This is a genomic window from Streptomyces sp. NPDC101132 (assembly GCF_044759225.1).
GTDB lineage: Bacteria > Actinomycetota > Actinomycetes > Streptomycetales > Streptomycetaceae > Streptomyces.
The window spans coordinates 742,163-767,385 of sequence record NZ_JBIVYX010000001.1; the positions used below are offsets into that span (position 1 = coordinate 742,163).

Sequence of the window (25,223 nt, forward strand, 5' to 3'; positions counted from 1 at the left end):
CACCGGCTCCCCTCGCCGCCTCAGCGCCCGGTGATCTTCTCCCACTCCTCCCGGCCGGGACCGGCCTGGTTGGGCACGTACCCGGGCCGCGCGGCCAGCCAGTCCGCGACCCGCCGCCGCACCTCCGGGTCGGCGTACGCGCGCTCCGGCGACTCCGCCAGGTGACGGACCCGGGCCCGTACCCGCATCACCTCCGGGTCGTCGAGCGCGCAGTCGAACAGGGCAGCGGATTCCCGGGCGGCACCGGTGCGCGCGGCGCGGCTCGCCAGCCGGTCGCCGGTGGAGTCGTCGGCCGCCACCTGGAGGTCGAACCAGGGCCGCAGCGTACGGGACGCCCAGGCGTGGTACCCGGCGGCGAAGCGGGCGCCGCCGGGGTCCCCGTCCGCGGTGGCGGCGACCCGGTGGGCCGCCCACAGGGCGAGCGACATGCCCTGGGCCAGGGTCGGGTTGGTGTGGGTGAGGGCGTCCCCGACCGGCACCAGGCCGGTGACCACCGGCCCCCGCTCGTCGGCGGGCGCGCTCCAGCGGTTGTCCAGCCCCGCCATGGCCAGGACGCCGGACAGCGGCTCCGCGCCCAGGTCCAGCCACGCCGCGCCGGGCGCGAACGTGCGGGCCGCCGCCTCGAAGACGGCCGGGTCGCGCAGCGCGGCGCGGGTGGGGTCCGAGGTGTGGACGAACAGGGTCACGGCGAAGATCCCGTTGTCGGACGGGAAGACGGCGCAGCCCGCGAAGCTGCCGCCGGCCACCGACCAGGGCCGGGCGGGGCCGTCGAGCGCGCCGCCGGGCAGCCGGTACCAGCGGCCGAAGTAGGCGAGGCCGGTGCGGTGCTCCTCGGTCGTGCCGGGCCGGCAGCCGGCGTCCGCGAGCCAGCGGTCCACCGCGCCGCGGCGCCCTGCGGTGTCGACGACGAGGTCTCCCTCGGAGCGGCCGTCCCCGGTCCGTACGCCCGTCACGCGCGGCGGCTGCGCGCCCGTCGCCGGCCGGGTGAGGAGCCCGGTGACGGGGGTGCCGTAGCGGCGGGTGACCCGGGGTTCGGCGCGCAGGGCGGAGGCGAGGGCGCTCTCCAGGACGATCCTGCGGGCCTGCACCATCACCAGGTCGTCGTCACCGGGCCGGGCGGGCGGGCGGTCCTCGAACCAGTCCAGCTCGTGCCGCTCGCGGGCCCCCAGGCGCAGCATCTCGGCGTACACGTCGGGGAGTTCGGTACGGAGCAGGGTGCGGGCGGCGCCGAGCAGCACGTGCGGCTGGTTGGCCTGGGGGACGCCGGGCCGGTGCCAGCCGAAGAAGTCGCCGTCGAGGTCGGTGCCGGGGGCGCGCTCGGCCCGTTCGAAGACCTCGGCGGTGTGCCCGTGCCGCGCGGCGAGCAGGGCGGTGGCCATGCCGCCGATGCCTCCGCCGATGACCAGGAAATGCGCCATTGCCCCTCCCGCCGCCCGCGCGCGGGGCCGGTGCACCGCGTCGCCCAAGAGACTGCGCGGGCCGGGGCACGGTGAAACCCGGGGGGCGGCGCGGGGGCGGGCAGCGGCGCCGCGCGCGGGCGTGGCGGTGGCCGGGAGTGCGGGGGTGGGCGTGCCGGGCGGGAGTGCCGGGGGCGGGCGTGCCGGGGGGGGCGGGCGTGCCGGGGGCGGTGCGCCCGTATCCTCGGCGGGGCGCCGCGACCGTGGCGGCGCCGTGGCACGGACCTGCGGAGGGATGCGCGATGGCGGACGGGAAGCCCGGCGAGGAGCGGCCCGACCGGGCGCTGCCGGCCACGAACGCGGTGGCGGGCGTGGGGATGGTGGTCGTGGACCCGGCCGGACGGGTGCTGCTCGGGCTCGCGCACGACGGGCGCTGGGAGCTGCCGGGCGGCAAGACCGAGCCGGAGGAGAGCTTCGAGACCGCGGGGGCGCGGGAGCTGGCGGAGGAGACGGGGCTGCGGGTGGACCCGGCCCGGGTACGGGTGCTGGCGGTGCTCAAGGACGCGAAGGGCGGCGTGAGCCGGGTGACGGCGGCCGCGGTGGCCGAGGGCGTCGGCGGCGAGCCCCGCGTCACCGAGCCGGACAAGATCGTGCGGTGGGAGTGGTTCGCGCCGGAGCGGCTGCCGGCGGAGATGTTCGCACCGTCGGCGGCGGTACTGCGGGTCTGGCGCCCCGACCTGGCCGTCCCGGCGGTCCCGGCACACTGCTACCCGGTGGCGGGGGCGTAGCCGGGCGCGGGGCGGTAGGCGCCGGGCACGGGGCCGCAACGGCGTACGGCCTGGGAACCGACGGACGGGCCGGCGCGGCGGTGCGGGGGGCCAGACGCCGGCGGCGGCAGGCAGCCGGCGCGGCGGCGCGGCCAGGCGCCGGGCACGGGGGCCCCACGGCGTACGGCCTGGGGACCGGTGGACGGGCCGGGGCGGCGCTCGGTCAGCGGACCGGCCGGCCGGGCGCAGGGGCAGCGGACCCGTCGGCGCGGCGCACGGGCAGCGGGCCCGGCGGTCCGGCGGACGGCAGGGGCCCGCCAGCCCGGCGCACGGTCAGCGGACCGGCCGGCCGGGCGCGGGGGGCAGAGGGCCCGGCGGTCCGGTGGACGGGCAGGGGGCCCGGCGGTCCGGTGGGGGGGGTACGGCGGCCGGGGTCGTGGGGGTCAGCCCGGGAGGGCCGGGACGCGGGCGAAGCCGCCCTCGGCGAGGTCTTCGGCCAGCAGCCGCTTGGCGATCGCGTCGGCGGCGGCGCGGAGTTCGGCGCTGCGCGGGCGTCCGCGGTCCTTCTCCAGTTCGGCGCCGAGCCAGTCGGCCCACGCGGCGGAGATGACCGCGGCCTCGCGGCGGCCGGCCTCGGTGTGCGAGAAGAAGCTGCCGTCGCGTGCGAGGAAGCCCTCCTCGGTCATCCGGTCGAAGACCGGCAGGAGCACCTCGGGCGGCAGGTGGCGGCGGGCGGCGATCAGGCCGAGGCTGGCGTGGCCGACGGTGCGGGTGAGGAGGTCGACCTGCATGACGGCCCAGGCCCCGGCGATGTCGAGGCGGGTGTCGGACTCCTCAACGATGCGGCGGGCCTGGGCCGGGCCCATGCCGCGGATCAGCCGGCCGACGGCCAGTTCGAGGAGCTTGGCGGAGTCGCCGGTGGTGGCCGGCGAGGCGAAGCCCTCGCCCATGTCGGTGGAGGTGGCGCGGGCGCTGTCGCGGAGCCTGACCTCCTTGAGGAACAGGGCGACGACGAAGCCGACGGCGGCGACCGGCACGGTCCACAGGAACACGGTGTGGAGGGTGTCGGCGTAGGCCTGGACGATGGGCGCGGCCTCGGCGGGGCGGAGGGAGTGGACGCCCTGGGGGCTCTGGGCGGCGCGCGCCAGTTCGGCCGCCGGGGTGCCGGTGGTACGGGCGGCCTCGGCGACGCCGGCGGCCAGGTTGGGTCCCAGGTTGTTGGCGTAGAGGGTGCCGAAGACGGCGGTGCCGAAGGAGCTGCCGAGGGTGCGGAAGAACGTCACGCCCGAGGTCGCGGTGCCGAGGTCGGCGTAGTCGACGGTGTTCTGCACGGCGATGGTCAGGACCTGCATGCACAGGCCGATGCCGACGCCGAGCACGAACATGTAGAGGGATTCCAGCCAGGTGCCGGTGCCGGGGCCCATGCGGGAGAGCAGGTAGAGGCCGATGCCCATGACCAGGCAGCCGACGATGGGGAAGACCCGGTAGCGGCCGGTCTTGCTGACGACGTTGCCGCTGAAGACGGACGCGATGAGCAGGCCGATGACCAGCGGCAGGGTGCGCACGCCGCTGACGGTGGCCGAGTCCCCGTCGACGTACTGGAGGTAGGTGGGCAGGAACGTCATCGCGCCGAGCATGGCGAAGCCGACGACGAAGCTGAGCACCGAGCAGACGGTGAAGACCGGGTTGCGGAACAGCCGCATCGGCAGCATGGGTTCGGCGGCGCGGGTCTCCGCCACGCAGAACAGGGCGAGGGCCACGGCGCCGCCGGCGAAGAGGCCGATGATGACGGGCGAGCCCCAGGCGTACTCGTTGCCGCCCCAGCTGGTGGCGAGGATGAGGGCGCTGGAGCCGACGGCGACGAGGGCGATGCCGAGGTAGTCGATGGCGGGGCGGGTGGCGGAGCGCACGGACGGGATGCTGCGGGCGGCGGCCGCGACGACCATGACGGCGAGGGGGACGTTGACGTAGAACGCCCAGCGCCAGCTGAGGTGGTCGGTGAACAGGCCGCCGAGGAGGGGGCCGATGACGGTGGCCACGCCGAAGACGGCGCCGATGGCGCCCTGGTACTTGCCGCGTTCGCGGAGCGGGATCACGTCGGCGATGAGCGCCATGGAGGTGACCATCAGGCCGCCGGCGCCGACGCCTTGGAGGCCGCGCCACACGATGAGCAGCGACATGTTGGGGGCGAGGCCGCAGAGGAAGGAACCGACGATGAAGATGACGGCGGAGATCTGGAAGATGACCTTGCGGCCGAAGAGGTCGCCGAACTTGCCGACGAGCACGGTGGCGACGGTCTCCGCGAGCAGGTACGAGGTGACCACCCAGGACATGTGGGCGGCGCCGCCGAGGTCCGCCACGATCGTGGGCAGGGCGGTGCCCACGATGGTCTGGTCGAGCGCCGCGAGCAGCACGCCGAGCATGATCGTGCCGAAGACGACGTTGCGCCGCCGCCGGTCCAGCACGGGCGGCGGCGCGGCGGCCGCGGGGGCGGGCTCTCGGAGGGTGGTCACATCTCGCACTCTCACACCGGGGTGGGGGTGTCGCATGTGACGTTACGCCGTACGGGGAGTGCCTGCGCGGGCGGTGCCGGCCGGCCCCGGTCCGGCTATCCGCGCAGGTAGGAGAGGCCGGGGTGGGCTTCGACGTAGCCGTCGAGCAGGGTCCTGGCGACCGCGGCCGAGTCGACCAGGGGGTGCAGGGCGAAGGCCTTGACGGCGGCGGCCCGCGATCCGCTCTCGGCCGCGGCGAGGACCTCGCGCTCGACGGCCTTGACGGCGGTGACCAGGCCCACCGCGTGGTACGGCAGGGGTGCGGCGGCCAGGGGGTGGGCGCCGCTCGCGTCGACGAGGCAGGGCACCTCGATGACGGCGTCCGCGTCGAGCACGGACAGGGTGGTGCGGTTGGGGACGTTGAGGATGAGGGTGGTGCGCTCGTCGCGGGCGATGGCCCGCATCAGGGCGAGGGCGACCTTCTCGTAGCCGCCGGACTCGAGGTCGTCCTCGTCGCGTGCGCCGACGCCGGCCGCCTCGCGGTTCTCGGCCATGTAGGTGGCCTCGCGCTCGGCCAGGGTGCGTTCCCAGGCGGCCCGGGCGGAGGTGCCCTCGCGGGCGGCCTCGGCGTAGAAGCCGGCCTGCTGGTCGCGGAGGAAGGCGCCGCGGGTGCGGCCGTCCCGCTGGGCCTGCCGGTAGGCGGCGACGGCCTCCCGGTTGAAGTAGTAGTAGTGCAGGTACTCGTTGGGGACGGCGCCGAGTGACCGGATCCACTCGGCGCCGAAGAGCCGGCCCTCCTCGAACGATTCCAGGGCCTTGGTGTCGGCGAGCAGCCTGGGCAGTTCGTCGCGGCCGTCGACGTGCAGGCCGCGGACCCAGCCGAGGTGGTTGAGGCCGACGTAGTCGACGAAGGCCCGGCCGGGGCGGGCGCCGGCGAGCCGGGCGAGGCGGCGGCCGAGGCCTACGGGTGAGTCGCAGATGCCGATGACGCGCCGGCCGAGGTCGCGGGCCATGGCCTCGGTGACGAGGCCCGCCGGGTTGGTGAAGTTGATGGTCCAGGCGTCGGGGGCGAGTTCGGCGATCCGGCGGGCGATCCGGCGGGCCACGGGCACGGTGCGCAGTCCGTAGGCGATGCCGCCGGCGCCGACGGTCTCCTGGCCGAGGACGCCCTGTTCGAGGGCGACGCGTTCGTCGTCGGCGCGGCCCTGGAGTCCGCCGACGCGGATGGCGGAGAAGACGAAGTCGGCGCCGCGCAGGGCCTCGTCGAGGTCGCGGGTGGCGGTGACGGCGGGGGCGTCGGGGACGCCGCGGGCCTGTTCGGCGAGGACGCGGCTGATGGCGGTGAGCCGGGCCGGGTCCTCGTCGTGGAGGGTGACGTGGTCGATGCGGCCCTCGGCGTGGTCGTCGAGGAGCGCGCCGTAGACGAGCGGGACCCGGAACCCGCCGCCGCCGAGGATCGTCAGTTTCACGTGACATACCACCCTTCACACTGCACGGTCACAGGTGACCGTGTACCGCACAGTGTGGCCTCCGTGCGGTCCGTCCGGGGAGCGGCGCCCCGGCCGGCCGCGGGTTCCGGCCGGCCCACGGGCGGGCCCGGCGGGCTCCGCGGTCCCGGCCGCTCAGTCGTTGAGCGGGGGGACGGCGCGGAGCCTGGGGGCCTGCTGCGCGGGCGCCGGGGGCGTGCCGACGGGCGGTCCGTACCCGCCCTGCGGGGCGGAGAGGACCAGGGTGATCCGGGTGAAGCCCATGCCGTCCAGCATGGGGCCGTTTTCGGCCACCAGGCGGCACCGGGCCCGTCCCCAGCGGGGGTCGGGGTGCCGCACGGCGCGTACGCTGCCGTCACGCTCGGCCGCCTGGGGCCCGTACGTGCCGAGCCAGTGCGGGACGCCGTAGCGGTACGCGGCCTCCATGAACGGGTCGCGGGCGATGTCCTGCCGGATGCTCTTCAGGCCGGCGTCCTCCGGGGCCGCGGCCAGGGCGGTGGAGAACTGCGCCAGCAGGGGCACGCACCAGGCGGGTTCATGGTCCTCCAGGACCGCGGCGGCGTCCGGGTGGAAGAGCACGAAGCGCAGGAAGTTGTCGTCCGGGAGGGCCGTCGGGTGCGGTCGTACGGACTGGAAGAGCTGGTCGAAGGCGGAGTTGGTGAGCGCCACGTCCCAGCGGTGGTCGACGAGGAAGGAGGGGTAGGGAACGGCCTCCATGAGTGCCGCGTAGTCGCGGAGGTAGTCGCGCTGTGCGGGGTCGTCGGGCAGGCGGCTCTCCTCGGAGGGGCGCCAGGACTGCGGCGGGTCGCGGTCGGCCATGACGCGGAACAGCCAGAAGCACTGCCGCTCGCTCATTTCCAGGGCCTGGGCGAGTGCCAGCAGCTTCCGGTCGGTCCACTCCTTGACCAGGCCGCGTTCCCAGTTCCCGTACGCGCGCACGCTGATGCGCAGGCGTGCGGCCACGTCCTCCTGGCTGAGGCCGAGTTCCTCGCGGCGCTGCCGCAGGAGTTCCTTGCGCCGCTCCGACCGAACCGTTCCGCGTACGGGCTCTTCGCCCGCCAGGGCTTCCTGGCCGGACCGCGCGAGGGCATCGGACGGGCCCACCGCTGCGAGATGTGACACCGAGAGCTCCCCCTTCTCACGGTCTGCGATCTTCATTTCCGTGTGGCGATCCTGCTACCAGCGTCAATGGAGTGTCAACTATTGTGGCAATTCCAGCCGGGGGACGCCTCATTCACGCCACAGCTGTGGCAAGTTCTAGCCGTCGGGCGGCATCCGGGTTAGCCTCCTCAGGCCAACCGCGTGTCCGAACCAATCTCGCGTGATCTAGGAGAACCACTGGTGACAGACGGCTTCCCGGCTCCCGTCCCAGTGGCCACCGCGCCTCTGACGGCCACCGTGGCGCGCGTCGCCGAACTCGCCGACAAGCTCGGGCGCGCCCACGCGGAGGTCTTCGACCTCCGCCGCCTCTCGGAGGCCTCCGGTGTGCCCGCGGACGTGGTCAGGGCCCTCCTCGACGGCCGTCCGGCCGGCGAACCCGACGTACAGGCGCGCTTCCTCCAGCGGCTGGCCCTGCTCCGCCGCACCCGGGTGAAGCCCAACGGCCGCCGCTACACCCAGCAGGAGATCGCGGACGGGGCCGGCATGTCCCGCCAGCAGGCGGGCGCGCTGATCAACGGCGACCGGCGGCCCACCATGGAGCACTGCGACGCGCTCCAGCGGTTCTTCGGCGTGCACGCCGGCTTCCTCACCGCCCACGACGCCGACGCGCTCACCGACGCCCTCCTGCGGACGGAGCAGCAGCTGCTCCAGGACTTCGCGGGACGCGAGCGGGAGACCGTGCCGGCCCAGGTCCCCGCGGGAGCCGACCCGCTGGCCAGACTGCTCCAGGACCACGGGGTCCGCGGCATCGCCTGGCGGGCCGCCCAACTGCCCACGGACAAACACCGGGACAAGGTCACCGAGTGGCTGGACATGCTGCTCGAGAGCGTCAAACCGACAGATTCCTGAAGTCCTGATCCGGATCCGCGCCGACGGGGAGAACGGTGAGCATAGGCAGAGAGCAGCGGCGGCTGTGCGGAGAGCTGGTGGCCGGCCTCCGGCTCCCGGCGCCCGCGGAACCCGTGGACCTCTACGCCGCCCTGTGCGAGGGCATGAGCCGCCACCGCGGCCGGCCGGTGCAGTTCCGCATGGCCTCGTTCCCGCCGGGGACGGCCAGTGGCCTGTGGCTCGACATGGCGGACCGGGACCTCGTGGTGGTCGAGGAACGCACGGCCCCCGACCACCAGTTGGTGATCCTGGGTCACGAACTGTGGCACATGAAGGCCGGCCACTGCAGCCACCACGTCGACGGCGCGGCCGTGGCGGCCCGGCTGCTGTCGGAGGAGGCCGACCTCAGCGAGACGGTCCGCCGGGTGGCCGCCCGGACCCGGGCGGACGTCTCGGAGGAGACGGAGGCCGAGACGTTCGGGCTGCTGCTGGGCAGCAAGTGCCGTCCCTGGCTGGCGCGGAGCGGTGGCATCGGCCGCGCCCCGGCCCGCCGCGACGGGCTGGCGGGCCGCATCGAGGCCTCGCTGGGCTACCGAGGACCGCAGGCCTGACCGTTGACTGGTGGGGACTACTACATTCCCGCGGCCGCCCTGTGGATCTCGCTGGCCTTCAAGCTGCCGGCGCTGCGACACAACTGGCGTGACCCGCTGCTGCGTTCCGTCTGCTCGCTGCTGATCCTCTCGGGAGCGGTCTTCGTCTTCGCCGCGCCGCCCACGATCTCCGTGGTCAACCGGCTGACCGGCACCCCGAACTTCTCGGCCCCGCTGGTGTACGCACTGATCAGCGCGTTCAGCGCGTCCTGTCTGATCCTGATCGTGAACTGGCGGGGCGGCCCGCCCGAGGACACCCGGCGCTTCTCGCGCCGCTGGATGACGTTCTACGGGATCGTGATCGTGGCGGTGGTGGCGCTGTTCGTCCTCGGGGAAGCCCCCGTGGAGCGGCTGCGCGACTTCGACACGTACTACGCCAACACCCCGTACATCCGCGAGATGATCGCGCTGTACCTGGTGACGCACCACATCGCCGCCGTGGTGATGACCGTGCTCTGCTGGCGCTGGTCGCTCCAGGTCCGCGGCTGGCTGCGCACCGGACTCGTGATCATCGTCGTGGGCTACGGCTTCACGATCGCCTACGACATGACGAAGTTCGCCGCCGTCGGGGCGCGCTGGGCCGGGCGGGACTGGGACGGGCTGAGCACCTACCTCGCTCCCCCGCTGGCGTCGATGGGCGCGCTGGTCAGCGCGATCGGGTTCATCCTGCCGCTGATGTGCCAGCGGGCCGCGGACAACTGGCACACCTGGGCGACGTACCGGCAGCTGGGGGCGCTCTGGCGCGAGCTGCGCGGCGCGGTGCCGGCGGGCACGCCGAGCGTGCGGATCGCCTGGTGGTCGCCGGCCGAGCTGCGGGTCCTCCAGCGGGAGTCGGACATCCACGACGGCTTCCTGACGCTGGGCCCGTACTTCGACTTCGCGCTGCACGCGCGGGTGTACGAGCGGAGCCTGGCGGCCGGCGAGGGGCCGGAGGGCGCCAAGGCCGTGGCCGACGCGGCGATGGTCGCGGCCGCGGTACGGGCCCGCTCGGCGGCCGCCGGGGAGCCCGACGGCCCTGACGACGGCCCCGACGGCCCTGACGACGGCCCCGACGGCCCAGACGGCCTCGGCGAGGGCCCCGGCGGGGACGGGGGCCCGCTGCGGGTGCCCGGGCCGGCCGAGGGTCCGAGGGACCTGGTCCGCATCTCCCACGCGCTGCGGCATTCCCGCGAGGTGGCGGCGGCCCGGCGCGCCACGGGCACCGGCTGAGGCCGGGCGGCATTGCGGCCGCCCGGCATGCCGCCACCCGGCGGGCGGGCCGGCGGGGTCCGGCGGGGCCGGCCGGGCCGATCCGGCGGAGCCGGGTCCGGCGACCGGGCCGGGTCAGCCGGCCGCCTGCGCGACGGCGGCCGGGAACAGGTCCAGGAAGGGCGCCGCGGCATCGGTGCCCTCCCGGCCGAACGGTGCGTCGAGGCTCCAGACCAGGAACAGCAGGAACACGATCAGGGCGCTGAACAGGCCGGCGAGCAGCAGTTCCCGGCCCGAGCGGCGGATCTGCAGGGTGAAGATCAGGCCGATGGTGACGACGGCACCGGTCAGCAGGCCGAACCACACCATCCCGGGGAGCGTGGAGCCCGCGCCCTGGTTGCGGGCGTGCCGGGCGTCGTCGGCGGTCGCGATGTGGTCGAGCAGCGGCTGGTAGGCCTGGGCCTGGAGCTCGGTGGCCGGGCTCTGGTGGGTGATGTCCGTGCGCAGCTTGCCGAGGAGCGCGGTGCCCTCGGCGGAGGGGGCCTTGTCGTCGGTGAGGAGCGGCCAGTCGACGGCGACGGTGTGGGAGACGTAGTCGCTCACCTCGTCGCGGATGCGGTCGCGGACGGGCCCGGGGTAGACGTCCACGCGCTGGCTGACCTCGTAGAGGGCCTGGGCCTCGCGGCGGACGTTGTCCTCGGCGGCGCCGCGGGCCTCCCAGACGCCGGCGATGGCGAGGCCGAGGACGATGGCGTAGACGACGCCGACCATCATCGTCATGTACTCGATGACGTCGGGGGTTTCGTTGGTGTCCTCGTCCTCGGCGACCCTGCGGTGGCGCAGGTTGGTGAAGGCGAGGACGGCGGCGCAGACGAGCACCATGGAGACGGCCAGGATCAGCCACTCGTACACGGGGGTCTCCGGTTGTCGGATCGGGGCGGTTCGGGGTCGGGGGTGGCCGCGGCCGGGCGGGGCCGCGGCGGGGGGCCGGGCGGGCGGGTCAGGAGCCGGAGCGCGACCTGCCGCGGGGGCGCAGGGCCGCGGCGGCGAGGACCGCCGGGGTGGTCACGACGACCATCAGGGTCATGGTGGACATGCCCTGCGGTCCGGGGCGCTGGAGGAGCGCCGAGCGGTGGTAGGGGCGGACGTGGAAGGCCCGCGCGGGAGGTGCCGGTGCGGCGGCCGGGCGCTCGGGCACGGCCGCGGGCGCCGCGGGTGCGGGGGCCGGGTACGGGGCTTCGGCGGGGCGGTAGGCGGGCTCGGGAGCCGGGTCCGGTGCCACGGCGGCCGGTGCTGCTCCAGGGGCGTGCCGCGCGGGTGGCGGTGCGGCCGGGGGCAGGTGCCGGGGCGCCGGCCGCGGGGGTGCCGGGGCCGGCGCGGGCGGCGGGGCCGGACGGGCCGGGGGTGCCGGGGGTCCGGGTGCCGGTTCGGCCGGGGGGACGGTGACCGGGGGCGGGGGCGCGGGGGTGGCCGGGGGCGGGGTGGCCGGGGGCTCCTCCGGGCAGGCGTCGGGCCGTACGGCGGCCGGGAACGCGCCGGGGTCCGGCGGGGGTTCCGCGGCCTGGGCCGGCTGGGCGTGCAGCGGGCTGAGGGCGGCCAGGATCCCTGCGCCGGCCAGGTACTGCCAAGCGGTCACCGCGTGTCCTCCCGGTCCGGTCGGGCGCACCACGGCGTGGTGGCTCCGGGAGGAGAAACGATCACGGGCCGGGATCGATACGCGCCCGCGCGCGCCGGGCGCCCGCCGGGTCGCGCTGCGGCCGGTCGGGGGGACGGGGTCCGGCCGGTCGGGGGACGGGGACCCGCCGGTCGGGGGACGGGGTCCGGCCGGTCGGGGGACGGGTCCGGCCGGTGCCGGTTCACACCGATGGCCCTGCCGGGCGCGGCGCCGGAGGGGCCGCGGTCCAAGACTGGAGGCGGAAACCGCAGGACGCGTGGTCGAGGGCGGTGAGCGGCGTGGAACTCGAAGCCAGGGCACGGGTGCTCGTGGCGGGGCTCCGGACGGACCCCGCGGTCCTGCGGGTGGCGCCGCGGGCGGGACGCGGGCGGGCCGGGCCGGCTCCGGTACGGGCCGCGCCCTCCGGCCCCCCGGGCGCGTCCGCCGTGGCCCGTACGGCGCTGGCCCGTACGGCGCTGGCCCGTCCCGCCGTGGGCGGTGGCGGGTGACGGCGCCGGGCGGGCCCGCGGTCGGGACGGAGGAGCCCCGCGACGAGGGGCCGCCGCGCCGGTTCACGTTCCCGAGCGCCCTCACGGTGCTCGCGGTGGTGACGGTCGGGGTGTGGCTGCTGGCCTTCCTGATCCCGGCCGGCGAGTACCGGCGGGACGAGGACGGGGCGCCGGTCGAGGGCACGTACCACCGGGTGGACGGGACGCAGTCGTTCACGGACCGGCTGAACGACCTCTTCCTCGCCCCGGTGAACGGCCTGTACGGCATCCGGGACGAGCGGACGGGCGCCGTCGGCCCGGATCTGACCGGCGAACTGTACGGCAGTGCCGGGGTGTTCCTCTTCGTGCTGGCGATCGGCGCCTTCATCACGGTGGTCTTCGCGACGGGTGCGCTGGACCGGGGCATCGCGCGCCTCGCGCACCGGCTGCGGGACCGCGGGGCGCTGCTGATCGCGGGTGTGATGGTGGTGTTCTCGCTGCTCGGCACGGTGGAGGGGTTCGCCGAGGAGACGCTGGGGTTCTACGGGCTGCTGGTGCCGATGATGCTGGCGCTCGGGTACGACCGGATGGTGGCCGTCGGGACCGCGATCCTGGGCGCGGGGATCGGCGTACTGTGCTCGACGGTCAACCCCTTCGCGACCGGCGTGGCGTCCTCGGCCGCCGGGATCTCGCTCGGCGACGGCATCGCGCTGCGGTTCCTGATGTGGATCGTGCTGACGGCGGTGACGGTGGGGTACGTGGTCCGGTACGCGCGGCGGGTGCAGCGGGACCCGGCGCGGTCGGTGTGCGGTTTCCTGCCGGGCGACCGGGAGCAGGCGGCGGTGCGGACGGCGGAGGAGCCGGAACTCACCCGGCTGCACCGGACGGTGCTGGTGGTCCTGGTGCTGGTCTTCGCCTTCATGATCTTCTCGGTGGTGCCGTGGGCGAGCGCGCTGTCGGGTGACGCGGACGCGACTCCGTACTCCTTCGAACTGGGCTGGTCGTTCCCCCAGTTGGCGGCCCTCTTCCTGTGCGCGGCGGTGCTGGTGGGGCTGGTGGCGCGGCTCGGGGAGCAGCGGCTCAGCGCGACGATCGTGCAGGGTGCCGCGGACTTCATCTCGCCGGCGCTGGTCATCATGCTGGCCCGGGGCGTGACGGTCATCATGAACAACGCCAAGGTGACGGACACCGTGCTGCACGCCATCGAGGGCGTGGTCAGGGGGACTTCGTCGGGGGTGTTCGCGGTGATCGTGTTCGTGGTGAACCTGCCGCTGGCGTTCCTGATCCCGTCGACGTCGGGCCACGCGACGCTGGCGATGCCGATCCTGGCGCCGCTGGCGGACTTCGCGGGCGTCTCGCGGTCGCTGGTGGTGACGGCCTGGCAGGCGGCGAGCGGCTGGATGAACCTGTGGGTGCCGACGACCGCGGTCACGATCGGCGGTGTGGCGCTGGCGAAGGTCGGTTACGACAAGTACCTGCGGTTCGTGTGGCCGTTGCTGGCCGTCCTGTTCGTACTGATCTGCGGCTTCCTGGTGCTCGGCGCGGCGTGGTAGCCGCGCGGGCGGGTGCGGGGGTGCCGGTGCGTCCCCCGGTCGACCTCCCCGCCGCGCGGAATCCGGTGAATGCCACTTCTATGGTGAATCATGGCTGATCCTTTCGGGGAGGTACGGGTGCGGGACACCACATCGGAGCCGGGCGCGGTGCTGCTGAAGGCCGGGCGGTTCTTCCGGCGCGGCGAGGACGCGCCCGACCTCCACAGCGTGCGGCTGACCGGCGGCCGGGAGGCCGACGCCTTCTACCGGGACCGCTGGAGCCACGACAAGGTCGTGTATTCCACGCACGGGGTGAACTGCACGGGTTCCTGCCGGTGGAAGGTGTACGTCAAGGACGGGATCATCACCTGGGAGACCCAGGCCACCGACTACCCCTCGGTGGGCCCCGACCGGCCCGAGTACGAGCCGCGCGGCTGCCCCCGCGGCGCCGCGTTCTCCTGGTACACGTACTCCCCGACCCGGGTGCGCCACCCGTACGTGCGGGGCGTCCTGCTGGAGATGTACCGCGAGGCGAAGGCCCGTCTGAAGGACCCGGTGCTGGCGTGGGCGGACATCCAGGCCGACCCCGAGCGGCGGCGCCGGTACCAGCGGGCCCGCGGCAAGGGCGGCCTGGTGCGGGCGAACTGGGACGAGGCCGTCGAGATCATCGCGGCCGCGCACGTCCACACGATCAGGGAGTACGGGCCCGACCGGGTGGCCGGCTTCTCCCCGATCCCGGCCATGTCGATGGTCTCGCACGCCGCGGGCGCCCGGTTCATGAGCCTGATCGGCGCGCCGATGCTGAGCTTCTACGACTGGTACGCGGACCTGCCGGTCGCCTCGCCGCAGGTGTTCGGCGACCAGACCGACGTACCGGAGTCCGGGGACTGGTGGGACGCGGCCTACCTGATGATGTGGGGCTCCAACGTCCCCGTCACCCGCACCCCCGACGCCCACTGGATGACCGAGGCCCGCTACCGCGGCCAGAAGGTGGTCGTGGTCGCGCCGGACTACGCGGACAACGCGAAGTTCGCCGACGAGTGGCTCCACCCGCACCCGGGCACGGACGGGGCGCTGGCCCTGGCGATGGGGCACGTCATCCTGAAGGAGTTCTTCGTCGACCGGCAGACGCCGTTCTTCACCGACTACGTGAAGCGGTTCACCGACCTGCCGTTCCTGGTGACGCTGGACGAGCGCGACGGCGCGTACGTGCCGGCGAAGTTCCTGCGCGCCGCCGACCTGGGCGACACCTCCGAGGGTGCGGAGTGGAAGACCGCCGTGCTGGACGAGGCCACCGGGCAGCCGGTGGTGCCGGGCGGGTCCCTGGGCTTCCGCTGGACGGAGTCCGGCAAGGGCCGGTGGAACCTCGACCTGGGCGGCATCCGGCCGGCCCTCACGCTCCAGGGCGGCGACAGCGCCGCGGGCACGGCGGAGGTGCTGCTGCCGCGCTTCGACACCGAGGGCGGCACGCACGGCCAGGGGCGGGGCGAGGTGATGCGCCGCGGCGTGCCGGTACGCCGGATCGCCGGGCGGCTGGTGACCACGGTGTACGACCTGCTGCTGGCCCAGTACGGCGTGGGGCGTCCGGGCCTGCCGGGCGAGTGGCCGTCCTCGTACGAGGACGCGAGCCAGCCCGGCACCCCCGCCTGGCAGGAGACCCACACCTCGGTGCCGGCGGCGCGGGCGGTGCGCATCGCGCGGGAGTTCGCCGCGACGGCGGAGGAGTCCCAGGGCCGCTGCATGATCCTGATGGGCGCCGGCACCAACCACTGGTTCCACTCCGAGACCATCTACCGGTCCTTCCTGGCCCTGCTCCAGCTCACCGGCTGCCAGGGCCGCAACGGCGGCGGCTGGGCGCACTACGTGGGCCAGGAGAAGTGCCGTCCGGTGACGGGGTGGGCCACGCTGGCCGCCGCCTCGGACTGGTCGCGGCCGCCCCGGCAGATGATCGGTGCCGCGTACTGGTTCCTGAACACCGACCAGTGGCGGTACGACCGGTTCACTGCCGACGTGCTGGCCTCGCCGCTGGGCGAGGGCCGGTTCGCGGGGATGACCGGTGCCGACTGCCTGGCGCAGTCGGCACGTTCGGGCTGGATGCCCTCGTACCCGACCTTCGACCGGAACCCCCTGGACCTCACCGAGCAGGCGCGGGCGGCGGGCCGGGAGCCGGCGGCGTACGTGGTGGACGAGCTGAAGGCCGGGCGGCTGGGCTTCGCCTGCGAGGACCCGGACGCGCCGGAGAACTGGCCGCGGGTGCTGACGCTGTGGCGGGCGAACCTGCTGGGCTCGTCCGCGAAGGGTGCCGAGTACTTCACCAAGCACCTGCTGGGCACGCACTCCTCGCTGAACGCGCAGGAGGCGGAGCCCGAGGTGCGGCCGCGCGATGTGACGTGGCACGAGCAGGCGCCCGAGGGCAAGCTCGACCTGCTGCTGTCGCTCGACTTCCGGATGACCTCCTCGACCCTGCTGTCCGACATCACGCTGCCGGCGGCCACCTGGTACGAGAAGCACGACCTGTCGACCACCGACATGCACCCCTACGTACACGCCTTCACCCCGGCCGTGGACCCGCCCTGGCAGGCGCGGACGGACTTCGAGACCTTCAAGGCCGTGGCCGAGCGGTTCAGCGAGCTGGCCCGGGAGCACCTCGGCACCCGCCAGGACCTGGTCGCCTCGCCGCTCCAGCACGACACCCCGGGCGAGATCGCCCAGCCGGGCGGGGTGGCGCTGGACTGGCGCAAGGGCGAGTGCGAGCCGGTGCCCGGCCGGACCATGCCGCAGCTGACCGTCGTGGAGCGCGACTACACCGCCATCGGCGCCAAGTTCAGCGCGCTCGGCCCGCTGGTCGAGGAGCTGGGCCTGCCGGCCAAGGGCATCGTGCTCCGCCCCGACGTGGAGGTCGAGGCGCTCGGCGCGCTGAACGGCACCGTCCGCGGCGGCCCGGCCGACGGCCGCCCGCTGCTGGACACGGCGGTGAAGGCGGCCAACACCATCCTGCGGCTGTCCGGGACCACCAACGGCCGGCTGGCCACACAGGGCTTCCACACCCTGGAGGAGCGCACCGGGCGGGAGATGGCGCACCTGGCGTCCGAGCACGAGGGCAAGCACATCACGTACGCCGACACGCAGGCGGCCCCCGTGCCCGTGATCACCTCCCCGGAGTGGTCGGGCAGCGAGTCCGGCGGCCGCCGGTACACGGCGTTCACGCTGAACACCGAGCACCTCAAGCCCTGGCACACGCTCACCGGCCGCCAGCAGTTCTTCCTCGACCACGACTGGATGCACGAGCTGGGCGAGGGCCTGCCGGTGTACCGGCCGCCGCTGGACATGCACCGGCTGTTCGGCGAGCCGGTGCTCGGGCCGGACGGGAACCGTGAGGTGACGGTCCGTTACCTCACTCCGCACAACAAGTGGTCCATCCACTCCGAGTACCAGGACAACCTGTTCATGCTGTCCCTGTCCCGCGGCGGCCAGGCCATCTGGATGTCGCCGCAGGACGCGGAGGCGATCGGCGTCGCCGACAACGACTGGATCGAGGCGGTCAACCGCAACGGCGTGGTCGTGGCGCGGGCGATCGTCTCGCACCGCATGCCCGAGGGCACGGTCTACATGCACCACGCGCAGGAGCGCACGGTCAACGTGCCCAAGGCGGAGCACAACGGCCGCCGCGGCGGCATCCACAACTCGCTGACCCGGCTCATCCTGAAGCCGAGCCATCTGATCGGCGGGTACGCCCAGCTCTCCTGGGCCTTCAACTACCTGGGGCCGACCGGCAACCAGCGCGACGAGGTGACGGTGATCCGACGCCGGTCGCAGAAGGTGGAGTACTGACATGGCCCGTGACGGAGCCCCCATCGGGCGTGTCATGGCACAGCTCGCGATGGTGATGAACCTCGACAAGTGCATCGGCTGCCACACGTGTTCGGTGACCTGCAAACAGACGTGGACCAACCGCACGGGCATGGAGTACGTGTGGTTCAACAACGTCGAGACGCGGCCCGGCCAGGGCTATCCGCGGCGCTACGAGGACCAGGAGCGGTGGCGCGGCGGCTGGGAGCTGAACAAACGGGGCCGGCTGAAACTCAAGGCCGGCGGCCGCTTCCAGAAGCTCGTGTCGATCTTCTCCAACCCCGTGCTGCCGGAGATCAAGGACTACTACGAGCCCTGGACGTACGACTACCGCAACCTGACCGACGCGCCGCTCGGCGAGGACTTCCCGGTGGCGGAGCCGCGCTCGCTGCTCGACGGCAAGCCCATGAAGGTGGAGTGGAGTTCCAACTGGGACGACAACCTGGGCGGCGCCCCCGAGCACGGCGGCGCCGACCCGATGGTGGTGAAGACCCGGGAGAAGGCCGCGGAGAAGGTGCGGTTCGCCTTCGAGCAGACCTTCATGTTCTACCTGCCGCGGATCTGCGAGCACTGCCTGAACCCGGCGTGCGTGGCGTCCTGCCCGTCCGGCGCGATGTACAAGCGCGAGGAGGACGGCATCGTCCTGGTGGACCAGGACCGCTGCCGCGGCTGGCGGATGTGCGTCACCGGTTGCCCGTACAAGAAGGTCTACTTCAACCACGCCACCGGCAAGGCCGAGAAGTGCACGCTGTGCTACCCGCGCCTGGAGGTGGGGCTGCCCACCGTCTGCTCGGAGACGTGCGTGGGCCGGCTGCGCTACCTCGGCGTGGTGCTGTACGACGCCGACCGGGTCACCGAGGCGGCGTCCGCCGCCGACGAGCAGGACCTGTACGAGGCGCAGCTGGGCGTGTTCCTGGACCCGGAGGACCCCGAGGTCCGGCGGGCCGCCGAGCGCGACGGGATCGCGCACGACTGGATCGAGGCCGCCCGGCGCTCGCCGGTGCACGCCCTGATCAGCACGTACCGGGTGGCGCTGCCCCTGCACCCGGAGTACCGGACCATGCCGATGGTCTGGTACATCCCGCCGCTCTCGCCGGTGGTGGACGCCCTCGCCGAGACGGGCTTCGACGGCGAGGACGCCGGGAACCTGTTCGGCGCCATCGACACGCTGCGCATCCCGCTGGAGTACCTGGCGGAGCTGTTCACGGCCGGCGACACCGAGCCCGTACGGGCCTCGCTGGACCGGCTGGCGGCGATGCGCTCGTACATGCGGGACGTCAACCTCGGCCGCCGGCCCGACAGTTCGGTGACGGAGCGGGTCGGCATGAAGGGCCAGGACATCGAGGACATGTACCGGCTGCTGGCCGTGGCCAAGTACGAGGAGCGGTACGTGATCCCGACGGCCGCGGTCGGTGACGCCCGGCGGCTGGAGGAGTCCGCGGTGCCCGACGCGTGCAGCCTGGACCACGCCGACGGGCCCGGCATGGGCGGCACCGGCCCGACCGACGACGGGGCGTTCGGCGGCGACTCGGGGCGCAAGGCCCTGCCGCTGGTCACCCTGGAGAACTTCCATGCCCTGCGCAGGCGGCAGACCGCCGACAAGGAGGAGGAGAAGTGAGCACCGGAACCCGTATCCGGCCCGGTTCCCCGGCCGCCGACCCCGCGGTCCTGCACCAGGCCGCCGCGCTGTGCCTGACGTACCCCGACGCGGCCTTCGAGGAGCGGCTGCCGCTGCTGCGGGCCGCCGCGCCCCAGCTGCACGGCTTCCTCGAACACGCCGAGTCCGTGCCGCTGGACGCGCTGGCCGCGCACTACGTGCGGGTCTTCGACTTCAAGAACAAACACTGTCTGTACCTGAGCTGGTGGACGGACGGGGACACCCGGCGGCGCGGCGAGTCGCTGGTGCGGTTCAAGGAGGCGTACCGGGCGCACGGGCTGGAGTTCAGCAACGAGGAGCTGCCCGACTTCCTGCCGGCGGTGCTGGAGTTCACGGCGCAGACCGGTGACGATTCGCTGCTGCGCGAGCACCGGGCGGGCCTGGAGCTGCTGCGGCTGGCGCTGACGGAGACCGGTACGCCGTACGCACACGTGGTGGCGGCCGTCTGCGCGGCGCTGCCCGGCCCCTCCCCCAGGGACCGGGCCGAGGCACGGGCGCTGGCCCGGTCGGGCCCGCCGCGCGAGGACGTGGGGCTGGACGGCCTCCCGCCGTACGGGCACCTGGGGCTGCTGCCGGTGCTGAGCGGGGAGGGCTGATGGGCACGCTGCTGTGGGGCGTGCTGCCGTACGTGGCGTTCGTGCTGCTGGTGTCCGGGCTGCTCTGGCGGCACCGCTACGACAAGTTCGGCTGGACCACGCGGTCTTCGCAGGTGTACGAGTCGCGGTTGCTGAACATCGCCTCGCCGGTGTTCCACTACGGCATCCTCTTCGTGCTCGTCGGGCACCTGATGGGGCTGTTCGTGCCGGAGTCGTGGACGGACGCGGTGGGCATGTCGGAGCACACGTACCACCTGTTCTCGCTGTTCGGCGGTACGGCCGCGGGCGTGCTGGCGGTCGTGGGCATCGGGATGCTGGTGTACCGGCGGCGCACCAACGCCCCGGTGTTCAAGGCGACCACGCGCAACGACAAGACGATGTACGTGATGCTGCTGGCCGCGATCGTGATGGGCCTGTGGGCGAAGCTGGCGAACTCGTCGGTCGGCTCGGGCTACGACTACCGCGCGACGATCGCGCCCTGGGCGCGGAGCCTGTTCACGCTGCAGCCGAAGGTGTCGCTGATGGAGGGCGTGCCGGTCACGTTCCAGGTCCACATCGTGATCGGGATGGTGCTGATCGCGCTGGTGCCGTTCACCCGGCTGGTGCACATGTTCAGCGCGCCGGTGCAGTACCTGTTCCGCCCGTACGTGGTCTACCGGTCGAAGGACCAGGGCCAGTTGGGGCAGCGTCCGCCGCGGCGGGGCTGGGAGCGGGTGGACCGGTAGCGGCCCGGACGCCGGTGACGCGTCGTCAACGGGCCGCGGTGGCCCTGTCGTACAGCGCGCGGGCGTAGCCGCCGAGCAGGGTGCTGGTGGACTCGTCGTCGGTGTCCCCGCCCGTGAGCACGCCGATGATCCTGCCGTCGGCGGCGATCCAGGCGCTGCCGCTGGTGCCGGTGGGGAAGTCGGCGCAGGCGAAGCGCTGGAGTGAGTCGCCGTCCCGGGTGGCGGGGGCGGTGCAGGTGCGGGGCACGTCCCGGTCGCTGGGGTAGCCGCGTACGGTCACCGGCTCGTCGGAGCGTGCGCCGGTGTCGAGTTCGGCGCCGCCGACCACGTCCTCGACGCGGCGGCCCTGCGCGTCGGGGGCGAGGCGGGCGAAGGCGAGGTCGTAGGCGTCGTCCCCGTCGTCGGACCAGCGGGGGTCCTCGAAGACCTCCTCGACGCGCCAGGCGCCGTGGGGGGCCTTCCCCTGGTTCCAGCCGGGGGCGAAGACCGTGTCCTGGCCCGCGGGCCCCGCGGCCAGGCAGTGCCCGGCGGTGACGATCAGGTTCCGGCCGGGGCTGCGGACCACGGTGGCGGTGCAGTGGTGGCCGCCGTCGAGGCCGTGCTCGAAGAGGGCGCCGGCGAGGGCGGCCGGGTCGGCGGCGGGCGTGGCCGGCGCCTTGAGCGGGGTGGGGGCCTGGGCGCCCGCGGTCCCGTCGGGCAGGCCGGCGCGGGCGTTGCGCGGGTGGGCGGTCGTCTGCGGGGGCACCAGCACCGTCATGGCGGCCGACGCCGCGAGCGCCGCCGCGGCACAGAGCGCCCCGGTCACCACCGACCGCCGGTCCATCACCCGTCACCCTCCCACCACACGCGCCCCTCGCGCGCCCTGCCCTTACCACCTCAGACGGTACAGAGTGCCGCGTACGAACAGGAAGCCGACGGCGGGGTGGCCGCGCGGAACCGGGGGTGTGGGAGCGCCGTCGTTCGTCGTACCGTCTGCGGGACCATGCGGACGGGGCAGTGCGCGGCGGCGAACCGGGAGGGCATCCACGGGACGGGCGACGGGCACGGCGCTAGCCCGTCACCCGGCCCGGCCCCAGGCGGTCCGCGCTCGACAGGATCGCCGCCGCCAGGGCTTCGGCGGCCGGGGCGGGGTCGGGGGTGCCCAGCAGGGCGAACTCCACGCCGCCCAGCTCGGGGAGGCCGGCGCGGTCCGGGACGCGGACCAGGCCCGGCGGGATCAGGCCCCGGGTGTGGGCCATCACGCCCAGACCGGCACGGGCCGCCGCGACCAGGCCGCTCAGCGAGCCGCTCGTACACGCGATGCGCCAGGACCGGCCCTCGCGCTCCAGGGCCTCCAGCGCCCGCGCCCGGGTGATGCCCGGCGGCGGGAAGACGATCAGCGGCACCGGGCGGTCCGGGTCGAGGTGCACGCCCTCGGCGCCGATCCACACCATCCGGTCGCGCCACACCAGCCGGCCGCGTTCGTCGCCGGGGCCGCGCCGCTTGGCCAGCACCAGGTCGAGCCGGCCCGCGTCCAGCCGCTCGTGCAGGGTGCCGGACAGTTCCACGGAGAGCTCCAGGTCCACCTCGGGGTGCTCGTGGCGGAAGGCCTCGAGGATCTCCGGCAGCCGGGTCAGCACGAAGTCCTCCGAGGCGCCGAACCGCAGCCGGCCGCGCAGCCGGGGCCCCGCGAAGAAGGCCGCGGCCCGCTCGTGGGCCTGGAGGATGGTGCGGGCGAAGCCCAGCAGCGCCTCGCCGTCCTCGGTGACCCGCACGCTGTGGGTGTCCCGGCTGAACAGCTGCCGGCCGGTGGCGTCCTCCAGCCGCCGCACGTGCTGGCTCACGGTCGACTGCCGCAGCCCGAGCCGCCGTGCGGCCTGGGTGAAGCTCAGCGTCTGGGCGACCGTGAGGAAGGTGCGCAGCTGGACGGGGTCGTACACCGCGTCGGTCATGGGGCCAGGATAGGCCGGTCATCGTGAATCGCGATGACAGTCAGAGGGGTGTACGGGTTTCCCGATGACCCGGCGCCGGGGGACGATGGGGGTGCCGTACGCGGACCGGCCCCGTACGCGGACCGGCCCCGCACGCGGACCGGCCGTACGCGGACCGGCCCCGTACGCGGACCCGCCGTGCGCGGTGCGCGGCCGGCCTCGCACCGAGCGGCCGTGGCCAGGCCGCCCGCCCGCCCCCTCCCCCGTCCCCCGTCCCGCCGTCCCCCGTGAGAGCGCCCATGCCCCGCCCCCGGATACCCGCCCGGCTCCCGCTGGACCCGTACGTCCTCGCCCTCGTCGGCACCGTGGGGCTCGCCGCCCTGCTGCCCGCCCGCGGCGTCGCCGCCGGGGTCGCGGAGGGTGCCGCGACCGGCGCGGTGGCGCTGCTGTTCTTCCTCTACGGGGCCCGGCTGTCCACTCGCGAGGCCCTCGACGGGCTGCGCCACTGGCGGCTGCACCTCGCCGTCCTGCTCTGCACCTTCGCCCTGTTCCCGCTGCTCGGCCTCGCCGCCCGCGGGCTCGTCCCGCACGTGCTCACCCCGCAGCTCTACGACGGGTTCCTCTTCCTCTGCCTGGTCCCGTCCACCATCCAGTCGTCGATCGCGTTCACCTCGATCGCCCGCGGCAACGTCCCCGCCGCGATCTGCGCGGGCTCCTTCTCCAGCCTCGCGGGCATCTTCGTCACCCCGCTGCTGGCCGCCGCGCTGCTCGGCTCGGCCGGGGGCGGGTTCTCCCCGGACGCCCTGCTGAAGATCGTCGTCCAGCTGCTGCTGCCCTTCCTGGCGGGCCAGTTGCTGCGCCCCTGGGTGGGCGGGTTCCTCACCCGCCACAAGAAGGTGCTGGGGTACGTCGACCGCGGCTCGATCCTGCTCGTCGTCTACGCCGCGTTCAGCGCCGGCATGGCCGCCGGCATCTGGCACCAGGTCGGCGTCGGCCGCCTGGGCGCCCTGCTGCTCGCCGAGGCGGTGCTGCTCGCCGTGATGCTGACGGTCACCTGGTACGGGGCCCGGCGCCTCGGCTTCGGCCGGGCGGACCGGATCGCCATCCAGTTCGCCGGGTCGAAGAAGAGCCTGGCCGCCGGACTCCCCATGGCCAGCGTGCTGTTCGGGGCCCACGCGAGCCTCGCGGTGCTGCCGCTGATGCTGTTCCACCAGATGCAGCTGATGGTCTGTGCCGTGCTGGCCCGGCGCCGCGCCGGGGACCCCGTGACGGATGCGCCGGAAGCGCCGGGCGGGCCGGTGGAGCAACTCCCGGGCGGGCGTGTGGCGGAGGTCTCAGCCGGCTCCCAACAGCCCTGACCCGCGGGCGGATACCGTTGCCGTGGTGACCTCGATACGACCCACCGCGTCCGGTGTCCGGCCCGCCACCCCAGGGTTCCGCCCCCTCGCGTCGTCCCGCCCCTGCACCCTCGTCGTCTGCCGCGGCTGCTGCTGCGGGGACCCCCGCAAGAACCCGGGCTCCGACCACGAGGGACAACTGGCCCGGCTGCGGGCGGCCGCCGACGCCTCGGGCGGCGCGCTGGCCGTCCGTACCAGCGACTGCCTCGGGCCCTGCGCGCAGGCGAACGTGATCGTGGTCCAGCCCTCGTCGGAGGCGCGGCGCCGGGGCGCCAAGGCCGCCTGGATCGGCTTCGCGCTGGACGACGACGTCACCGACGACGTACTGGCCTGGGCCGCGGCCGGGGGCCCGGGGCGCGCGCCGGTACCGCCCGCGCTGGAACTCCAGATGATCGAGCCGCCGGCCCCGGAGCCGGCGCCCGCCCGCGAGACCCGGGGCCGGCGCCGCCGGCGCTGACGGGGGGGGCCGGAGCCCCGGCGGCTACGCGTCCGCCTCCGTGCGGATGCGCTGCTCGCCCGCGTAGACGTTCATCGAGGCGCCCCGCAGGAAGCCGACCAGGGTCAGGCCCGACTCGGCCGCCAGGTCCACCGCCAGCGAGGACGGTGCGGAGACGGCCGCGAGGACCGGTATGCCGGCCATCACGGCCTTCTGCGCCAGCTCGAACGACGCCCGCCCGGAGACCAGCAGCACCGTCCCGGCCAGCGGCAGCAGCCCCTCGCGCAGCGCCCGGCCGACGATCTTGTCGACGGCGTTGTGCCGGCCGACGTCCTCGCGCAGGTCCAGCAGTTCCCCGTCCGGCGAGAAGAGGCCCGCCGCGTGCAGTCCGCCGGTGGTGTCGAAGACCTTCTGGGCCCCGCGCAGCCGGTCGGGCAGCTCGCTGAGCAGCCCGGCGCCGATCCGTACGGGGTCACCGGCCAGGCCCGGGAAGCGGGTCGCCGTACGCACCGCGTCCAGGCTCGCCTTGCCGCACAGGCCGCACGAGGACGAGGTGTAGACGTTGCGCTCCAGGGACACGTCCGGCACCGGCACGCCGGGGGCGAGCTGCACGTCCACGACGTTGTACGTGTTGGAGCCGTCCTCGGTGGCCCCGGCGCAGTACACGATCGACCGGACCTCGTCGGCCGCGCCGAGCACGCCCTCGCTGACCAGGAAGCCGGCGGCGAGCGCGAAGTCGTCGCCCGGCGTGCGCATGGTCACGGCGAGCGGCCGGCCGTTGAGCCGGATCTCCAGCGGCTCCTCGGCGACCAGGGTGTCCGGGCGGACACCCGCCACCCCGTTCCGGATCCTGATGACGCGACGGCGTTCGGTGACCCGTCCCATGGCGATCAGCCCACTCCCTCGGCACACGGCGGGGCGGCCCCCGTCGGCCGTCCCGACCCCATTGTCCTGCACGTCAGAGGGGCCCGGGCCCGGGCGGGTCTTGTGGGACCTCCACAAGGCTGGG

Annotated in this window: 21 protein-coding genes; 12 read left to right on the forward strand and 9 right to left on the reverse strand. The window is 74.4% G+C overall.

The features are described 5' to 3' along the window. Window positions 1-20: 20 nt before the first annotated feature. Entirely contained in the window at window positions 21-1,418 is a 1,398-nt protein-coding gene (locus ACIQUR_RS03350) for an FAD-dependent oxidoreductase (protein ID WP_403657412.1), read from the reverse strand. Between the two features lie 281 nt (window positions 1,419-1,699). Between ACIQUR_RS03350 and ACIQUR_RS03355 the strand changes: the two genes are divergently transcribed. Continuing rightward, window positions 1,700-2,185, forward strand: a complete 486-nt coding sequence (locus tag ACIQUR_RS03355; protein ID WP_403657415.1) for an NUDIX hydrolase — start codon at window positions 1,700-1,702, stop codon at window positions 2,183-2,185. A 422-nt stretch (window positions 2,186-2,607) separates the two neighbouring features. On the opposite strand, the gene ACIQUR_RS03360 is transcribed toward ACIQUR_RS03355, so the two are convergent. The 3 genes from ACIQUR_RS03360 to ACIQUR_RS03370 all read right to left on the reverse strand — a co-directional run bounded on the left by ACIQUR_RS03360 (window position 2,608) and on the right by ACIQUR_RS03370 (window position 7,301). Beyond that, a complete protein-coding gene (locus ACIQUR_RS03360) occupies window positions 2,608-4,713 on the reverse strand; it encodes an MDR family MFS transporter (protein ID WP_403657418.1) in 2,106 nt (701 codons plus the stop codon). Between the two features lie 59 nt (window positions 4,714-4,772). After that, window positions 4,773-6,125, reverse strand: a complete 1,353-nt coding sequence (locus ACIQUR_RS03365) for a 6-phospho-beta-glucosidase (RefSeq protein WP_403657421.1) — start codon at window positions 6,123-6,125, stop codon at window positions 4,773-4,775. Window positions 6,126-6,278: 153 nt separating this feature from the next. Then, window positions 6,279-7,301: a helix-turn-helix domain-containing protein gene (locus ACIQUR_RS03370; RefSeq protein WP_403657424.1), complete on the reverse strand. Its 1,023-nt coding sequence runs from the start codon at window positions 7,299-7,301 to the stop codon at window positions 6,279-6,281. 183 nt (window positions 7,302-7,484) lie between these two features. On the opposite strand from ACIQUR_RS03370, the gene ACIQUR_RS03375 reads away from it, so the two are divergent. The 3 genes from ACIQUR_RS03375 to ACIQUR_RS03385 are packed head-to-tail and all read left to right on the forward strand — an operon-like array spanning window position 7,485 to window position 9,991. Next, entirely contained in the window at window positions 7,485-8,153 is a 669-nt protein-coding gene (locus ACIQUR_RS03375) for a helix-turn-helix domain-containing protein (protein ID WP_403657427.1), read from the forward strand. Between the two features lie 35 nt (window positions 8,154-8,188). Further along, complete coding sequence (locus tag ACIQUR_RS03380; RefSeq protein ID WP_399941184.1) at window positions 8,189-8,743, forward strand: toxin-antitoxin system, toxin component; 555 nt, start codon at window positions 8,189-8,191, stop codon at window positions 8,741-8,743. Window positions 8,744-8,746: 3 nt separating this feature from the next. Beyond that, window positions 8,747-9,991: an MAB_1171c family putative transporter gene (locus ACIQUR_RS03385; protein ID WP_403657430.1), complete on the forward strand. Its 1,245-nt coding sequence runs from the start codon at window positions 8,747-8,749 to the stop codon at window positions 9,989-9,991. Window positions 9,992-10,105: 114 nt separating this feature from the next. Here the strand turns inward: ACIQUR_RS03385 and ACIQUR_RS03390 are convergent, their stop codons facing one another. Both ACIQUR_RS03390 and ACIQUR_RS03395 read right to left on the reverse strand, forming a co-directional pair. Then, complete coding sequence (locus tag ACIQUR_RS03390) at window positions 10,106-10,882, reverse strand: hypothetical protein (RefSeq protein WP_403657433.1); 777 nt, start codon at window positions 10,880-10,882, stop codon at window positions 10,106-10,108. Between the two features lie 88 nt (window positions 10,883-10,970). After that, a complete protein-coding gene (locus tag ACIQUR_RS03395) occupies window positions 10,971-11,606 on the reverse strand; it encodes a hypothetical protein (protein WP_403657436.1) in 636 nt (211 codons plus the stop codon). 317 nt (window positions 11,607-11,923) lie between these two features. On the opposite strand from ACIQUR_RS03395, the gene ACIQUR_RS03400 reads away from it, so the two are divergent. From ACIQUR_RS03400 to narI, 6 genes are all read left to right on the forward strand, one after another. Beyond that, a complete protein-coding gene (locus ACIQUR_RS03400) occupies window positions 11,924-12,133 on the forward strand; it encodes a hypothetical protein (RefSeq protein ID WP_403657439.1) in 210 nt (69 codons plus the stop codon). Beyond that, window positions 12,130-13,665, forward strand: coding sequence for a YfcC family protein (locus ACIQUR_RS03405; protein ID WP_403657442.1), 1,536 nt, complete (start codon window positions 12,130-12,132; stop codon window positions 13,663-13,665). Before ACIQUR_RS03400 ends, ACIQUR_RS03405 begins: the two co-directional genes overlap by 4 nt. 90 nt (window positions 13,666-13,755) lie before the next feature. After that, window positions 13,756-17,475: a nitrate reductase subunit alpha gene (locus tag ACIQUR_RS03410; RefSeq protein ID WP_403657445.1), complete on the forward strand. Its 3,720-nt coding sequence runs from the start codon at window positions 13,756-13,758 to the stop codon at window positions 17,473-17,475. A 1-nt stretch (window position 17,476) separates the two neighbouring features. Further along, the gene (narH, locus tag ACIQUR_RS03415) at window positions 17,477-19,111 is read left to right on the forward strand and encodes a nitrate reductase subunit beta (RefSeq protein WP_403657449.1); all 1,635 of its coding nucleotides are present in this window, start codon (window positions 17,477-17,479) and stop codon (window positions 19,109-19,111) included. Next, a complete protein-coding gene (narJ, locus tag ACIQUR_RS03420) occupies window positions 19,108-19,746 on the forward strand; it encodes a nitrate reductase molybdenum cofactor assembly chaperone (RefSeq protein ID WP_403657452.1) in 639 nt (212 codons plus the stop codon). Before narH ends, narJ begins: the two co-directional genes overlap by 4 nt. Next, window positions 19,746-20,471: a respiratory nitrate reductase subunit gamma gene (gene narI / locus ACIQUR_RS03425; protein WP_403657455.1), complete on the forward strand. Its 726-nt coding sequence runs from the start codon at window positions 19,746-19,748 to the stop codon at window positions 20,469-20,471. The genes narJ and narI overlap by 1 nt, the downstream gene beginning before the upstream one ends. 25 nt (window positions 20,472-20,496) lie before the next feature. Here the strand turns inward: narI and ACIQUR_RS03430 are convergent, their stop codons facing one another. Together ACIQUR_RS03430 and ACIQUR_RS03435 are read right to left on the reverse strand one after the other, a co-directional pair. After that, window positions 20,497-21,294, reverse strand: a complete 798-nt coding sequence (locus ACIQUR_RS03430) for a trypsin-like serine peptidase (RefSeq protein WP_403657458.1) — start codon at window positions 21,292-21,294, stop codon at window positions 20,497-20,499. Window positions 21,295-21,520: 226 nt separating this feature from the next. After that, a complete protein-coding gene (locus ACIQUR_RS03435) occupies window positions 21,521-22,390 on the reverse strand; it encodes a LysR substrate-binding domain-containing protein (protein WP_403658016.1) in 870 nt (289 codons plus the stop codon). 290 nt (window positions 22,391-22,680) lie between these two features. Between ACIQUR_RS03435 and ACIQUR_RS03440 the strand changes: the two genes are divergently transcribed. Both ACIQUR_RS03440 and ACIQUR_RS03445 read left to right on the forward strand, forming a co-directional pair. Continuing rightward, window positions 22,681-23,739: a bile acid:sodium symporter family protein gene (locus ACIQUR_RS03440; RefSeq protein WP_403657462.1), complete on the forward strand. Its 1,059-nt coding sequence runs from the start codon at window positions 22,681-22,683 to the stop codon at window positions 23,737-23,739. A gap of 34 nt (window positions 23,740-23,773) precedes the next feature. Beyond that, window positions 23,774-24,235, forward strand: a complete 462-nt coding sequence (locus ACIQUR_RS03445) for a (2Fe-2S) ferredoxin domain-containing protein (protein WP_403658019.1) — start codon at window positions 23,774-23,776, stop codon at window positions 24,233-24,235. 24 nt (window positions 24,236-24,259) lie between these two features. Here the strand turns inward: ACIQUR_RS03445 and fdhD are convergent, their stop codons facing one another. Beyond that, window positions 24,260-25,099 (reverse strand): formate dehydrogenase accessory sulfurtransferase FdhD, encoded by an 840-nt coding sequence (gene fdhD, locus ACIQUR_RS03450; RefSeq protein ID WP_403657465.1) that lies wholly within the window; start codon window positions 25,097-25,099, stop codon window positions 24,260-24,262. Window positions 25,100-25,223: the final 124 nt, after the last annotated feature.